Origin of the sequence: Micromonospora sp. NPDC047812 (assembly GCF_040704175.1) — a bacterium.
Taxonomy (GTDB): Bacteria; Actinomycetota; Actinomycetes; order Mycobacteriales; family Micromonosporaceae; genus Micromonospora.
Window position 1 is genome coordinate 777,065 of sequence record NZ_JBEYRY010000001.1, and the last position, 12,425, is coordinate 789,489.

The window sequence follows — 12,425 nt, forward strand, 5'->3', positions numbered from 1 at the left end:
GGGAAGAATGGCGGGATGCGCCTGGTGATCACCGCCGACACTCACGTGCCGAAGCGGGCCGGGGACCTGCCGGAGCCGCTCTGGGCGGCGGTCGACGCCGCCGACGTCGTGCTGCACGCCGGGGACTGGGTCGACGAGTCGCTGCTGGACGCCATGGCCGCCCGGGCCCGCCGCCTCGTCGGGGTGTACGGCAACAACGACGGGCCGGCGCTGCGCGCCCGGCTGCCGGAGGTGGCCCGGGTGGACCTCGACGGGCTGCGGGTCGCCGTCGTGCACGAGACCGGCCCGAAGGCCGGGCGGGAGAGCCGCTGCGCGGCCCGCTTCCCCGACACCGACGTGCTGGTCTTCGGCCACTCGCACATCCCCTGGGACACGGTCGCCCCGGGCGGGCTGCGGCTGCTCAACCCGGGCTCGCCCACCGACCGGCGGGCCCAGCCCCACGCCACGTACCTGACGGCGCGGGTGGCGGCGGGACGGCTCGACGAGGTCGAGCTGCACCGCCTGCCACCGCGCCGCCCGCGCGGTCACTGACCGCGGCCGGTCTCCTCCTGGAGCTGGTCGATCCGCTTGGAGGCCTCGGCCTTGGTCAGGCCCTCCGGCGGCTCCTCGCCGGCCTCCCGGGCCAGGGTCGCCAGGTAGGACTCCTGGGCGGCGGTCGGCGGCTCCTCGCCGGTGACCCACTCGTCCGGGTCCTTGATGGCGCCCTGCGGGTTGGCCTGGCTGCTGGTGCGGTCCGTCATGGTCTCCACCTTCCTTCGAACAGACGTGCCAATACCCCGTGCGGCACCGATCCATGCGGCTCCCCGGCGCGTCGTACGCCCCGACGCCTCGGGCGTGTCTTCCGCCGCCCGGACGACGCGGGCGCGCATACGATCACCGGATGACTGCGGCGGAGCGGGCGGGTGTGGTGGTGGTCGGCGCGGGCATCGCCGGAGTGGCGTGCGCGACGGAACTGGCCCGCGCCGGCATCCCCGTTCAGATCCGCGAGCGCGCCCGGGTGGCCGGCGGCCGGATGGCCAGCCGCCGCTTCGACGGCCGGCCGGCCGACACCGGTGCCGCGTACTTCACGGTCAGCGATCCGGGCTTCGCCGAGGTGGCCGAGGGGTGGCGGTCGGCCGGCCTGGCCCGCGAGTGGACCGACACCTTCGTCGCGTACGGCGCCGACGGGCGACGTGAGGTGCCCGGCCCGATGCGCTGGGCGGCCACCCGGGGGCTGCGCTCGCTGGTGGAGCACCTGGCCCGGGAGCTGCCGGTGACCGTGAACCGGCTCGTGCTCGGCGTCGAGCCGGGGCCGGTGGTGGACGGGCGGCACTGCGAGGCGGTGGCGCTCGCCATGCCGGGGCCGCAGGCGGCCCTGCTGCTCGACCCGGCCCTGGCCGCCGCCACCCGGGCCACGCAGGACCAACGCTGGTCGCCGTCCCTGGCCGGGGTGCTGCGTTTCCCGGCCCGCCGGTGGACGAACTTCCGGGGCGCCTTCGTCAACGACCACCTGCTGCTGAGCCTCGTCTGCGACGACGGCGACCGCCGCGGCGACGACGCGCCGGTGCTGGTCGCCCACACCACGCCCGAGTTCGCCGCCGGCCACCTCGCCCAGCCGACCGGGGCCGGCCCGGCGATCGAGCAGGCCGTCCGGGACCTGCTGGGGCTGCCCGAGGCGGCGGAGCACGTGCACGTGCACCGCTGGACGTACGCGAAGCCGACCGCCGGCCCCGGCGGGACGTACCACCTCGACGCCGACGGCGTCGGGCTGGCCGGGGACGCCTTCGGCAAGCCCCGGGTGCAGAGCGCCTGGCTCTCCGGCCGCGACCTCGGCCGCGCCCTCGTCGCCCGCCTGGGCGGAGGGTGACGAAGGGCCCCTCCGCACCGGCGGGCCCGGCGGTCAACCGCCGGCGGTGACGGGCTCGCCCGCGCGGCGTTCGGACGGGTCGGAGGTGCGTTCCCCCGCCCGGTCCAGCAACTGCATCACCGGGGTCGCCGCGATGCCGTGCACCACCACCGAGACGATCACCACGAGGCCGACGGTCGCCCAGATCAGGTCCGCCTGGGGAAAATCGGTCTTCGCGGTCGCGTACGCGACGTAGAAGAACGAGCCGACGCCCCGGATGCCGAACAGGGCGATCACCCAGTGCTCGGCCGGCCGGCCCGGCGCCCCCCGCAGCGACAGCCAGCCGAGCAGCGGGCGGACCACGAAGACCAGCGCCAGCCCGACCGCGGCGGCCGGCCAGGTCAACGGGCCCAGCAGGCCACCCACCACCGCGCCGCCGAAGAGCAGCAGCAACAGCACGGTGAGCAGCCGCTCGACCTGCTCGGCGAAGCCGTGCAGCACGGAGTGGAACTCGTGGGTGCGTTCGGCGGCCCGGATCGCCCGCGCGGCCACGAAGACCGCCAGGAAGCCGTACCCGCTCACGACCTCCACCAGCCCGTACGCCAGGAAGGTCGCGGCCAGCGCGAGGAAGCCCTCCGAGTGCCGGGCCAGCCGCAGCTTGCTCGGGGCCCGGAAGAAGAGCTTGCCGAGCAGCCAGCCGACCAGCCACCCGCCCGCCACCCCGGCCGCGACCTTCCAGAGCACGTCCACGCCGAGCCAGTGGCCCAGCCAGTCGCCGGGGGCGAGGCTGGTGGTGGCGATGGCGATGGCCGCGTACACGAAGGGGAAGGCCAGCCCGTCGTTCAGCCCGGCCTCGGAGGTGAGGGCGAAGCGGACCTCGTCCTCGGAGTCCTCGACGTCGGTCGGCTCGCCGACCTGCACGTCGGCGGCCAGCACCGGATCGGTCGGGGCGAGGGCCGCCCCCAGCAGCAGCGCGGCGGCCGGCACCAGCCCGGCCCACCACCAGCCCAGCAGCGCCACCGCCGCGATGCACAGCGGCATGGCGATGGCCAACAGGCGCCAGGTCGACGACCAGCGGGCCCAGCTCAACGGCCGGTCGATCTTCAGCCCGGCACCCATCAGCGCGACGATGACGCCGATCTCGGTGAGGTGGGTGGCGATCTCCGGGTGCGCGAGCGGGTCGGGGTCCGGCAGCCCGACGGGGAGGAGGAAGACCACCATGCCCAGCCCCAGGAAGGCGATCGGCATGGACAGTGGTCGACGTTCGAGCACGCGGGGCAGGATCCCCGCCAGCAGCGCGCCCAGACCGACCACCGCGAACGCCACGTCTACCGGCTCCACGACCCCACCTCTCCGCCTCGCCCACGGCGTGCGGGCAGGTGGTGCAAGTCCTTGCCCCCGGAAGACTTCTCGTATTCCTGTTCGGAGCGACGGAGCCGGCGTCGGTCACCCCGCCCTGGTGACCGGCGAGTCGTCGAGGGCGGCGAGCAGCGCGGCGGGGTCCTCGTAGACGGCCACCGCACCGGCCCCGGCCAGCTCGCCGCGGCTGGTGCCGCCGCAGGTCAGGCCGACGCAGGGGATGTCCAGCTCGCCGGCGGCGGCGACGTCCCACACCGAGTCGCCGACGAAGACCACGCGCTCGGCGGCGAGCCCGGACTGCTCCAGCGCGGCGACCAGGATGTCCGGCGCCGGCTTGCTCTCCTTCGCGTCCGCCGAGCAGGTGACGGTGTGCACCACGTCGTCGGCGGCCAGCGCCCGGCGCAGCGCGGCCACCTCGTGCTCGGCGGCGGAGGTGGCCAGCACCACCCGCAGCCCCCGCTCCGCGCAGGCCCGCAGCAGGTCGGCGGCGCGGGGCAGCGGGACGAGACGCTCCCAGTACTCGGCGAAGAGGGTGTCGTGGGCGTCGCGCAGCTTCTGGTCCGCGCCGCGGTCGCGCTCCGGGCCGAGCAGGTGGTCGAGCAGCTTGTCCGAGCCCATCCCGATGGCGCGGTGGATCGTCGCCATGGGTACGGGCCGGTCGGTCTGGCGCAGCGCCTCCCACCAGCTCACGGTGTGCAGGTAGGTGGTGTCGACCAGGGTGCCGTCCACGTCGAAGAGGACACCGGCGGGCTTGTCGGTGGGCATACGTTCCTCCTACCCCGTCCGGGCCGGGCTGACGCCACGGCTCACCGGGGCGGGATCAGGATCTCGAACCAGACCGTCGAGCCGCGTACGGTCGGGTCCGTCCCCCAGGCGTCGCTCAGCTCCTCGATCAGCCCCAGCCCACGTCCCCGGCTGCTGAGCGTGTCGGTCTGCGCGCGGGTCACCGTGCCCCGGGTGCCCGAGTCGGCGACCGACACCAGCAGCCGCTCCGGGCTGAGGTCGATCTCCACCCGGGCGGCGGTGCCCGCGTGCAGCAGGGCGTTGGTGGTCAGCTCGCTGGTGCAGAGCACCGCCGCGCCGATGATCGACTCGGGCACCTGCCACTCCGTGAGCTGTGCGGTCATCCAGTGCCGTACGCGGCTCGGCGCGGTCGGCTCGGCCGGCACCTCCATGCTCGTCGACCGGGACGGCCGCAGCGCGTGCTCCACCGCCAGCACCGCGACGTCGTCCTCGGTGGCGCCGGGCACCGCCGCGGTGGCCACCGCGCACAGCGCGCGGGGGTCGCCGCTGCCCGCGCCGGCCACGGCGACGGCCAGGGCGTCCAGGCCGGTCGTCAGGTCCTGCCAGCGCCGCTCCACCACACCGTCGCTGAACAGCAGCAGCGTGTCGCCGGGGGCGAAGGGCACCGTGACGGTGGGCGGCCGGCAGCCCAAGCCCAGCGGTGCGCCCGCGGGCACGTCCAGGTATTCGGCGACCGGGACGCCGTCCGGGGCGCACCGGCGGACCAGCGGGGCGGGGTGACCGGCGCTGGCCAGGGTGAGCCGCTGCCGGTCGGCGTCGACGACCCCGAAGACCACCGTCACGAAGAGCTCGTGGGTGTCGCCCTCGGCGCCCAGGCTGGTGACCAGCCGGTCGAGCCCGGCCAGTACGGCGTCCGGGCGGGGATCGGTCAACGCCAGCGCCCGCAGCGCCGCGCGGACCTGACCCATCCGGGCCGCGGCCTGCACGTCGTGGCCGGCGACGTCGCCGAGCACGATCCCCAGGCCGCCGTCGGGCAACAGGAAGGCGTCGTAGAAGTCCCCGCCGGCGGCGTTGCCGTCGACGCCCGGGTCGTAGCGGGCGGCGATCCGCATCCGGGGCAGGTCGGGCAGGTGCTCCGGCAGCATGCTGCGTTGCAGCAGCTGGGCCGTGCCGTGCTGGGTCTCGAACCGGCGGGCCCGTTCGGCGGCCTGACCCACCAGCTCGGCCGAGGCGGCCAGCAGCGCGCGCCGCGCGGCCGACCAGACGTGCGGGACCTGGTAGCCGACGGTCAGCCCGCCGCGCACCACCGAGGCCCGCAGCGGCACCGCCGCGAGCGAGCGGACCTTCTGGTCGTGCCGGTCCACCGCGATCTCCCGCAGCGGCTGGCCGTCGTCGACGAAGTGCGGCACACCGCTGCGGGCGGTGGTCACCACCGGCCCCAGCCACTCCGGCGGGACGCGCCGCCACAGCGGGGGGAGGCGCTCGTCGGCCTCGTCCATCAGCTCGCCGCGGATGCGCCGGACCATCCGCCAGCCGCCGCCGCCCTCGTCGACGGCGAACGAGACCCGGTCGGCGTCGAACGCGGTGATCGCGTAGCGCAGCGCGACCCGGGCCACGTCGTCCAGGGTGAGAGTGCCGGCGAGCGCCGCGGCGAAGTCGCTGAGGCTCTGCAACTGCTGGGTGACCTGGGTGGTCTCCGCGGCCACGGTCAGCACGCCGACGATCCGCCCGGCGCTGTCGCGCACGGGGGAGTAGCCCCGGGTGAAGACCGACTGCTCGACCAGGCCGGGACGGCGGTGCAGCGGGAGGGTGGTCTCCTTCTCCAGGAACGGCTCCCCGGAGCGGTAGGTGTGCGCGATGGCGTCGCCGACGCCGGGCAGCGGCCAGGACTCCGCGAACACCTGGGCCGCCGGCCGGCCCACCGCGTCGGGGTGCCGGTCGCCGATCAGCTCGGCGTACGCGTCGTTGTAGACGAGCAGGTGCTCGTCGCCCAGGGTGAGGGCCATCGGTACGGGCGAGGCGAGGAGCAGCTCGGTGGCGGCGCGGACCGCCGGATCCCACGTCCGCCACGGGCCGAGCGGGGTGCTGCCCCAGTCGTGGCGCGGGACGGTGGCCGCCATGCCCGACGCGGAGGGTGTGCCCGAGACCGGGGCTGGTGGGTTCGGGACCCGTCCGACCGTACCTGGCATGAGCGCAGCCTAGCCGGAGGGTCCGTCGGTTGTTTCCGATCATGCCTCGCGCGACGCCGGGGCCGAACCTTCGGGCAGCTCAGGACCCTTCTGCGGTGACATGTCGGGAAAAACTCGGGGACCGGGACGGCGTGCGGCGTCGGTGACCGGGTAAGCGCGCGGCGCAGTCCATGCGACAGGAGGGACATCATGCCGGAAAGCCTCGCGGTCAGGCAGGTCGACATCGGCGACGCCGTGGCCGACATGTGGAGGTCGGTGCTGCTGTTCATACCGCGGGCCATCGCGTTCATCGCGATCCTCGTGGTCGGATGGCTCATCGCCAGAGCGGTGCTCAAGATCGTGGACGCGGCGCTGGAACGGGTCGGCTTCGACAGGGCGGTGGAACGGGGCGGCATCAAGCGCGCGCTGGAACGCACGAAGTACGACGCCAGTGACATCCTGGCGAAGCTGGCGTACTACGCCGTGCTGCTGTTCACCCTGCAGTTCGCCTTCGGGGTGTGGGGACCCAACGCGATCAGTGACCTGATCAGCGGCGTGGTCGCCTGGCTGCCACGCGCCTTCGTGGCGATCGTCATCGTGGTCGTGGCCGCCGCGATCGCCAACGCCGTCCGGGATCTGGTCACCGGGGCGCTGGGCGGGCTCGCGTACGGCAAGATCCTGGCCGACCTGGTGGCGGTCTTCATCCTCGCGCTGGGTGTTATCGCCGCGCTGAACCAGGTGGGCATCGCCACCACGGTGACCACGCCGGTGCTGATCGCGGTGCTCGCCACCGTGGCCGGCATCCTGATCATCGGCGTCGGCGGTGGTCTGGTGCGGCCGATGCAGAACCGCTGGGAAGGCTGGCTGAACCGGATGGCCGAGGAGTCGCGGGCGGTGCAGGAGCACCGCCGGGCCCGGGAGGCCGGTCAGACCGACGTCGGCCGGCAGATGGCCGACCGGACGGCGGCCGAGCGCACCGAGGTCATGCCCCGCGGGCAGCAGTCCGCGACGGCTGGCGGGCGTGGCACGTACCAGTCGGGGAACGTGGGCGACGAGACCCAGCAGTTCCGCCGTTGACCGGGCGGTGAGCGGGACGGGGAGGGGTGTCCGCGGACGTGCGGGCGCCCCTCCGGCGTGTCCGGCCGGAGTCGGGGGCGTCCGGCCGGTGCGTCGGTCTCAGACCAGGGGGAGCGGAGCGGTCGCCGGGGCCCCGAGCGAGCGGGTCAGCGCGCAGACCGCGAGCAGCCGGGTGAGCAGCCAGTCCGGGGCGGACCAGTCCACCGGCGCCGCCGGCGGCTGCCAGCCGTGCTCCAGCGCGGCGGCACGGACGCCCTCCGCGTAGCCGGCGAGCGCGGCGGCGCTCAGCGGCCGGCGGTCGCCGTCCAGACTCTCCCGCACCGCCGCGGCGTGCTGGTCGACCAGGGCGAGCAGGCCCGGACGCGCGGCGGCGGCGGCCAGCCCTTCGGCGCCGACCGAGGCGGACAGGAGGGCGAGGGAGGCTCGCGCCGAACTGGCGGCGGAACGGGCCTCGACCCGGGTGAACGGCACACGCATGGTGACCGAGGCTATCCGGCCGTGACCAGGGTCGGCCTCGGCCGGTCGGCGGGTTTTTGACCCTCCCCCGAACGGTCAGCGGGCGGCGCGGGGATTGACCCGACGCGGGTGGGGCAGGAGGAGAACCGCCCGGACGGGCACAGCCGAGACCTGGAGGAACGGATGGGACGACACGAGGACGGGCCGGACGAGCGGCACCGCAGGCCCGCCGGGGTCAGCGACGAGACGGTGGCGGCGCTGGGCAAGCTGAGCGAGGCGCTGGAGTGCGTCGAGCGGGTCCGCGGGCACCTCTACTCGCTGCACCAGCTGGTGGGGCACGCCGACCTGATGCTCGACGACGCCGTGGAGATGTTCCGCGCCGCCGGGCACGACCGGATCGCCGACCGCATCGACACCGACCTGCTGGGCCGCAACGTCATCGCCGGACGGTGGACGTTCCAGATCGTCGAGGACTTCGACGACAACTACTACGCGCTCTTCCGCGACCTGGACCGGGCCGCCCGGGAGGAGCTGGTCGACGGTCGCCGGCACCTCTACGAGGCGGAGATGAAGGAGCGGCGGCGCAGCCGGGGCCGACCCGGGCACGAGGCGCGCCCCGACGGCGAGGGCTAGCCGGCGGGCGCGCCGCCGCGTACGGGCCGGGCGGCCCGCCGCGACGACGCATGGGGCAGCGCGCCGCGACGGCCTCTGTCGGCCCGCCGCGACGGCGTGCGGGTCAGCGCGCCCCGACCGGGCGTTCCTCGGCCGCGATGCGCAGCGCCTCGACCAGGCGGCGGTAGAGGTCGTCGCCGGCCAGCAGCTCGGAGTGGGTGCCCTGGGCCCTGATCCGGCCGTGCTCCATCACCACGATCCGGTCGGCGTCGAGCACCGTGGAGAGCCGGTGCGCGATGGTCAGCACGGCGCCGGCCGCCGCGCGCTGCCGGACGCACTCCTGCAACGCCGCCTCGGTCAGCCCGTCGACCTGGGCGGTTGCCTCGTCGAGCAGCAGCACGTCGGGGGTGCGCAGCATGGCCCGGGCCAGGGCGATGCGCTGGCGTTGCCCGCCGGAGACCTCCGTCGACGACAGCGACGTGTCCAGTCCGTCCGGCAAGGAGTCGATCTTGTCGTCGAGCCGGACGGCGCGCAGCACCGCCCGGATCTCCTCCTCCGTGGCGTCGGGGTGGGTGAACCGCAGGTTGTCGCGGATGGTGCCGGGCACCACCGGCGTCTCCTGCTCGACGTACGCCAGCCGGGCCCGCACCTGGTCGTGCCCGTGGGCCGCGTACGGGCGGCCGTCGAGTAGCAGTTGCCCCCGCTCGGGATCGAGGAAGCGCAGGATCAGCGAGAAGAGTGTGGTCTTGCCGGCTCCCGAGGGCCCCACGATCGCGGTGTGTCCCCGCCGGGGCACGGCCAGGTCGATGTCCCGCACCGCCGGGGGCGCCTCCGGCCCGTACCGGGCGGTGACCCCGCGGAACACGAGCACCGGCTGCTCCGCGTCGGGCGCCGGCGCGTGGTCCGCCGGGGCGGGTGCCGGGCCCGCCGGCTCGGTCGCGATGGTCTCGACCTCACGGATCCGTCCCGCCGCCGCGATCCCCGCCTGCAACGCCGTGGTGTTCTGGGTCAGCTCGGTGATCGGCCCCATCAGCTGGAACGTGTACAGCAGGAAGGCGATCAGGCTGGAGATCTCCAGCAGGTCGTGCTGGGCCCGCCAGGCGCCGATGCCCAGGATCGTGATCACCGCGAGCTGGATCCCCGTCCAGGCGATCGTCCAGACCGAGGCGGTCACCCGCGCGGCCCGTACGCTGTGCACCGCCGCCTGCCGGGCGTCGGCGACGAGCCGCTCGGTCAACCGGGCCTCGGCCCGGCTGGCCTTGACCGTACGGATCGCGCGCAGCGCCCCCTCCAGCGCGCCGCCCAGCGCGCCGGTCGACTCCTGCGCGGCGGCCTGCGCCTTGGCGATGCGGGGCATCAGCGCGCCCATGATCACCGCGACGACCAGCACGGCGGCCAGGGTGCAGCCGAGCAGGAAGGGGTCGAGCACCCCCATCAGCACGAGCGTGCCGACCAGGGCGATGCCGGCGTTGACCAGGCCGACGATGCTGCCGGACGCCTCGCGCAGCAGTTGGGTGTCGGAGGTGGCCCGGGTGACCAGTTCGCCGGTGGGCCGCCGTCGCAGGTCGTCGACGCGGGCCCGGAAGTAGTGCCGGACGATCGCGGCCCGCGCGTCGAGCACGACGTGCTCGGCCAGCGTCCCGAGCAGCCGCCACTGCCACAGCGAGACGGCCGCGCCGACGACGACGAGCGCCAGCAGGGCGCCGATCGGGCGGGCCATCGACTGGCCGGCGCCGAGCGTGTCCAGGACCCACTTGGTGACCATCGGCGTCGCGAGCCCGGCCGCGTTGGCGAGGAGCCCCAGCACGAGGCCGAGGAGCATCGTCCGCCGGTGCGGAACGAGGAACGAGGCGAGCGTGCGCAGCCGGGGGAGCGCCGGGATGGAAGGAGTCATGCCCTTAATGGAACACCGATGTTCCAGTCCGGTCAATCGGTATACCGAAACGACGTGTTGGTATCCTCGCCGACGTGACCGAGCAGCAGGTGTCCGGCAGTCGCGCCCGGACCCGCCAGGCCATCGTCGACGCGGCGATCGAGGTGTGGGGGCGCAATCCGGCCGCCTCCCTGGGCGACATCGCCGCCGCCGCCGACGTCGGGCGTACGACGCTGCACCGCTACTTCGCCGAGCGCGCCGACCTGTTCGGGGCGGTCGGCGTCGAGGCCAGGGCCCGGCTCGACCGGGCGACCGCCCAGGCGCGGATGGCCGAGGGCACCGGTGCGTCGGCCGTGCGCCGGCTCTGCCAGGAGTACTTCGACCTCGGCAGTCTGCTCTCGCTGATCTTCACCGAGCCGGAGACCGGTGCCGGTTCCATCGACGGTGGATGCGACCCGGACTTCGTCGCGATGGTCGAACGCGGGCGCCGCGACGGCACCATCGATCCGGAGCTGCCGGAGGGGTGGGTGCAGAGCCTGATCTGGTCCCAGTTGTACGCCGGTTGGGCCTACCTGGCCGAGACCGGTGCCTCCCGGCACGAGGTGCTGCGCCTGATCCTGCGTACCGTCGACGGCGCGATCGCGGTCAAGCCGGACTGAGCCGGCCGGCGCGGCGGGATGCCGCCGCGCCGGCCGCCGCGTCAGTCCGTGGAGCGGGCGTCCGCCGGGCGGCGCCGGGCCGCGTCGTCGGCGATGATCACGGTCGCCACCATCAGCGCGACGCAGAGGCTGAACAACCAGGAGTCGTCCGAGACCAGCTTGGCGGAGACGGGAGCCTGGAGCGCGGCGAGGAGAAAGCCGAGCCATGCCAGGCGGCGCTGACGCGTGGAGAGGATGCCGGAGCCCTGATGCATCCCGAAAGTCTTGCGCGCGACCCGGGGCTTGCCGTCAGCCGAACGGCCGATTCTGGATGAGCTGTCCGTTTCCTCGACCGTCCGGATTGTAATCTTCGTCCCAGCGGGGGATGCCGCGCGGCGTCGCCGCCGACAGGGGGCAGGATGGTCCTCCGTGTCCACCGTCCGGCCCCGCGCCTCACTGCTCCTGCTGGCCTACCTCGCCTTCGTCAGCCTCGGCCTGCCCGACGGCCTGATCGGGGTGGGCTGGCCCTCGATCCGGGCCGACTTCGGCGTGCCCACCGAGGCCGTCGGCCTCGTGCTCACCGCGGGCACCGCCGGCTACCTGACCTCCAGCGTGCTGGCCGGCTTCACGCTGGCCCGCCTCGGCGTCGGCTGGCTGCTCGCCGGCAGCACGCTGCTGGCCAGCCTCGCGCTCACCGGCTACGCGCTGACCCCGGGGCTCGTGCTGATGGTGGGCTGCGCGCTGGTGCTCGGCCTGGGCTCCGGCGCGATCGACTCCGGCCTGAACGCGTACGCGGCCGGCGCCTTCGGCCCCCGGCACATGAACTGGATGCACGCGTTCTTCGGCCTCGGCGTGGCGCTAGGGCCGTTGATCATGACCGGTGCGCTCAGCGCCGGACTCTCCTGGCGCTGGGGCTACGGCCTGGTGGCGGGGGCCCAGCTCGCGCTCGCCGCCGCGTTCGCGCTGACCGTGCGGGCCTGGCGGGACCGCGCCCCGGCCCGCGAGCCCGCCGCCGGGGAGGCGGCCGTCGCCCCGCCGACCGCCACCCGGGTACGCGAGACGCTGCGCCTGCCGGCGGTCTGGCTCGGCGCGTCGGCCTTCGCCGTCTACGTGGCCATCGAGGTGGCCGCCGGCCTCTGGGCGTTCCTGCTGCTGACCGAGGGGCGGGGCCTCGGCGCGGCCGTCGCCGGCGTCTGCGTCTCGGGCTACTGGGGGAGCCTGTTCGTCGGGCGCGTGGTGCAGGGCGTGGTGGCCGAACGGCTGGGCGCGGCGGTGGTGCTGCGGGGCAGCCTGGTCGGGATGGCGGTCGGCGCGGTCCTGGTCGCGCTGCCCGCACCGGCCTGGGTCGCCGTGGCCGGGCTGTTCGTCGTCGGCTTCGCCGCCGCCCCGGTCTTCCCGCTGCTCACCCTCACCACCGCCGAGCGGGTCGGTGCGGCGCACGCGGACCGCACCATCGGGCTCCAGATCGCCGCGGCCGGGCTGGGCGGCGCGCTGGTGCCCGCCGGCATCGGCGTGCTGCTCGGCAACACGTCGGTCGAGCTGCTCGGGCCGGCGCTCGTCGTGCTCGCGCTGGGCCTGATCGTCCTGCACGCGGCCAGCTCCCGCCGGCCGGCCCCGACGCTTCGCTGAGCGGCCCGGCACGTCGTCGCGGCGAGGCGGCTCCTCAGCGCCCG

At 74.9% G+C, this 12,425-nt stretch carries 13 protein-coding genes; 6 read left to right on the plus strand and 7 right to left on the minus strand.

The window, feature by feature from the left end; translation table 11 throughout:
- Positions 1-15: 15 nt before the first annotated feature.
- The gene (locus AB0883_RS03470; RefSeq protein WP_366639120.1) at positions 16-531 is read left to right on the plus strand and encodes a YfcE family phosphodiesterase; all 516 of its coding nucleotides are present in this window, start codon (positions 16-18) and stop codon (positions 529-531) included.
- On the opposite strand, the gene AB0883_RS03475 is transcribed toward AB0883_RS03470, so the two are convergent.
- Positions 525-740, minus strand: coding sequence for a DUF3072 domain-containing protein (locus AB0883_RS03475; protein WP_089001095.1), 216 nt, complete (start codon positions 738-740; stop codon positions 525-527). The genes AB0883_RS03470 and AB0883_RS03475 overlap by 7 nt on opposite strands.
- A 164-nt stretch (positions 741-904) precedes the next feature.
- Between AB0883_RS03475 and AB0883_RS03480 the strand changes: the two genes are divergently transcribed.
- Entirely contained in the window at positions 905-1,846 is a 942-nt protein-coding gene (locus AB0883_RS03480) for an FAD-dependent oxidoreductase (RefSeq protein WP_366640262.1), read from the plus strand.
- A gap of 33 nt (positions 1,847-1,879) precedes the next feature.
- Here AB0883_RS03480 and AB0883_RS03485 read toward each other — a convergent pair whose 3' ends face one another.
- The 3 genes from AB0883_RS03485 to AB0883_RS03495 all read right to left on the minus strand — a co-directional run bounded on the left by AB0883_RS03485 (position 1,880) and on the right by AB0883_RS03495 (position 6,117).
- On the minus strand, positions 1,880-3,166 hold the full coding sequence (locus AB0883_RS03485) for a cation:proton antiporter (RefSeq protein ID WP_366639122.1): 1,287 nt from the start codon (positions 3,164-3,166) through the stop codon (positions 1,880-1,882).
- Positions 3,167-3,271: 105 nt separating this feature from the next.
- Positions 3,272-3,949, minus strand: coding sequence for an HAD family hydrolase (locus AB0883_RS03490; RefSeq protein WP_366639124.1), 678 nt, complete (start codon positions 3,947-3,949; stop codon positions 3,272-3,274).
- 41 nt (positions 3,950-3,990) lie between these two features.
- Positions 3,991-6,117: a SpoIIE family protein phosphatase gene (locus AB0883_RS03495; protein ID WP_366639125.1), complete on the minus strand. Its 2,127-nt coding sequence runs from the start codon at positions 6,115-6,117 to the stop codon at positions 3,991-3,993.
- Positions 6,118-6,306: 189 nt separating this feature from the next.
- Between AB0883_RS03495 and AB0883_RS03500 the strand changes: the two genes are divergently transcribed.
- Entirely contained in the window at positions 6,307-7,173 is an 867-nt protein-coding gene (locus AB0883_RS03500; protein WP_121395479.1) for a hypothetical protein, read from the plus strand.
- A 99-nt stretch (positions 7,174-7,272) separates the two neighbouring features.
- On the opposite strand, the gene AB0883_RS03505 is transcribed toward AB0883_RS03500, so the two are convergent.
- Positions 7,273-7,650, minus strand: coding sequence for a DUF6401 family natural product biosynthesis protein (locus AB0883_RS03505; RefSeq protein WP_366639128.1), 378 nt, complete (start codon positions 7,648-7,650; stop codon positions 7,273-7,275).
- A 162-nt stretch (positions 7,651-7,812) separates the two neighbouring features.
- Between AB0883_RS03505 and AB0883_RS03510 the strand changes: the two genes are divergently transcribed.
- Positions 7,813-8,262 carry a hypothetical protein gene (locus AB0883_RS03510; protein ID WP_366639129.1) on the plus strand — a complete coding sequence of 150 codons (450 nt, stop codon included), beginning with the start codon at positions 7,813-7,815 and terminating at the stop codon, positions 8,260-8,262.
- A 103-nt stretch (positions 8,263-8,365) separates the two neighbouring features.
- Here the strand turns inward: AB0883_RS03510 and AB0883_RS03515 are convergent, their stop codons facing one another.
- Positions 8,366-10,135 (minus strand): ABC transporter ATP-binding protein, encoded by a 1,770-nt coding sequence (locus AB0883_RS03515; RefSeq protein WP_366639131.1) that lies wholly within the window; start codon positions 10,133-10,135, stop codon positions 8,366-8,368.
- A 74-nt stretch (positions 10,136-10,209) separates the two neighbouring features.
- On the opposite strand from AB0883_RS03515, the gene AB0883_RS03520 reads away from it, so the two are divergent.
- Positions 10,210-10,773 (plus strand): TetR/AcrR family transcriptional regulator, encoded by a 564-nt coding sequence (locus tag AB0883_RS03520; RefSeq protein WP_366639133.1) that lies wholly within the window; start codon positions 10,210-10,212, stop codon positions 10,771-10,773.
- A gap of 41 nt (positions 10,774-10,814) precedes the next feature.
- Here the strand turns inward: AB0883_RS03520 and AB0883_RS03525 are convergent, their stop codons facing one another.
- Positions 10,815-11,027 carry a hypothetical protein gene (locus AB0883_RS03525; protein ID WP_121395475.1) on the minus strand — a complete coding sequence of 71 codons (213 nt, stop codon included), beginning with the start codon at positions 11,025-11,027 and terminating at the stop codon, positions 10,815-10,817.
- A 154-nt stretch (positions 11,028-11,181) separates the two neighbouring features.
- On the opposite strand from AB0883_RS03525, the gene AB0883_RS03530 reads away from it, so the two are divergent.
- Positions 11,182-12,381 carry an MFS transporter gene (locus AB0883_RS03530; protein WP_366639135.1) on the plus strand — a complete coding sequence of 400 codons (1,200 nt, stop codon included), beginning with the start codon at positions 11,182-11,184 and terminating at the stop codon, positions 12,379-12,381.
- Positions 12,382-12,425 lie beyond the last annotated feature (44 nt).

Excerpts from the sequence above, each read along its gene's own strand:
- AB0883_RS03470 (WP_366639120.1), top strand. The coding sequence starts at position 16 with ATGCGCCTGGTGATCACCGCCGACACTCACGTGCCGAAGCGGGCCGGG.
- AB0883_RS03475 (WP_089001095.1), bottom strand. The coding sequence starts at position 740 with ATGACGGACCGCACCAGCAGCCAGGCCAACCCGCAGGGCGCCATCAAG.
- AB0883_RS03490 (WP_366639124.1), bottom strand. The coding sequence starts at position 3,949 with ATGCCCACCGACAAGCCCGCCGGTGTCCTCTTCGACGTGGACGGCACC.
- AB0883_RS03495 (WP_366639125.1), bottom strand. The coding sequence starts at position 6,117 with ATGCCAGGTACGGTCGGACGGGTCCCGAACCCACCAGCCCCGGTCTCG.
- AB0883_RS03500 (WP_121395479.1), top strand. The coding sequence starts at position 6,307 with ATGCCGGAAAGCCTCGCGGTCAGGCAGGTCGACATCGGCGACGCCGTG.
- AB0883_RS03505 (WP_366639128.1), bottom strand. The coding sequence starts at position 7,650 with ATGCGTGTGCCGTTCACCCGGGTCGAGGCCCGTTCCGCCGCCAGTTCG.
- AB0883_RS03510 (WP_366639129.1), top strand. The coding sequence starts at position 7,813 with ATGGGACGACACGAGGACGGGCCGGACGAGCGGCACCGCAGGCCCGCC.
- AB0883_RS03515 (WP_366639131.1), bottom strand. The coding sequence starts at position 10,135 with ATGACTCCTTCCATCCCGGCGCTCCCCCGGCTGCGCACGCTCGCCTCG.
- AB0883_RS03525 (WP_121395475.1), bottom strand. The coding sequence starts at position 11,027 with ATGCATCAGGGCTCCGGCATCCTCTCCACGCGTCAGCGCCGCCTGGCA.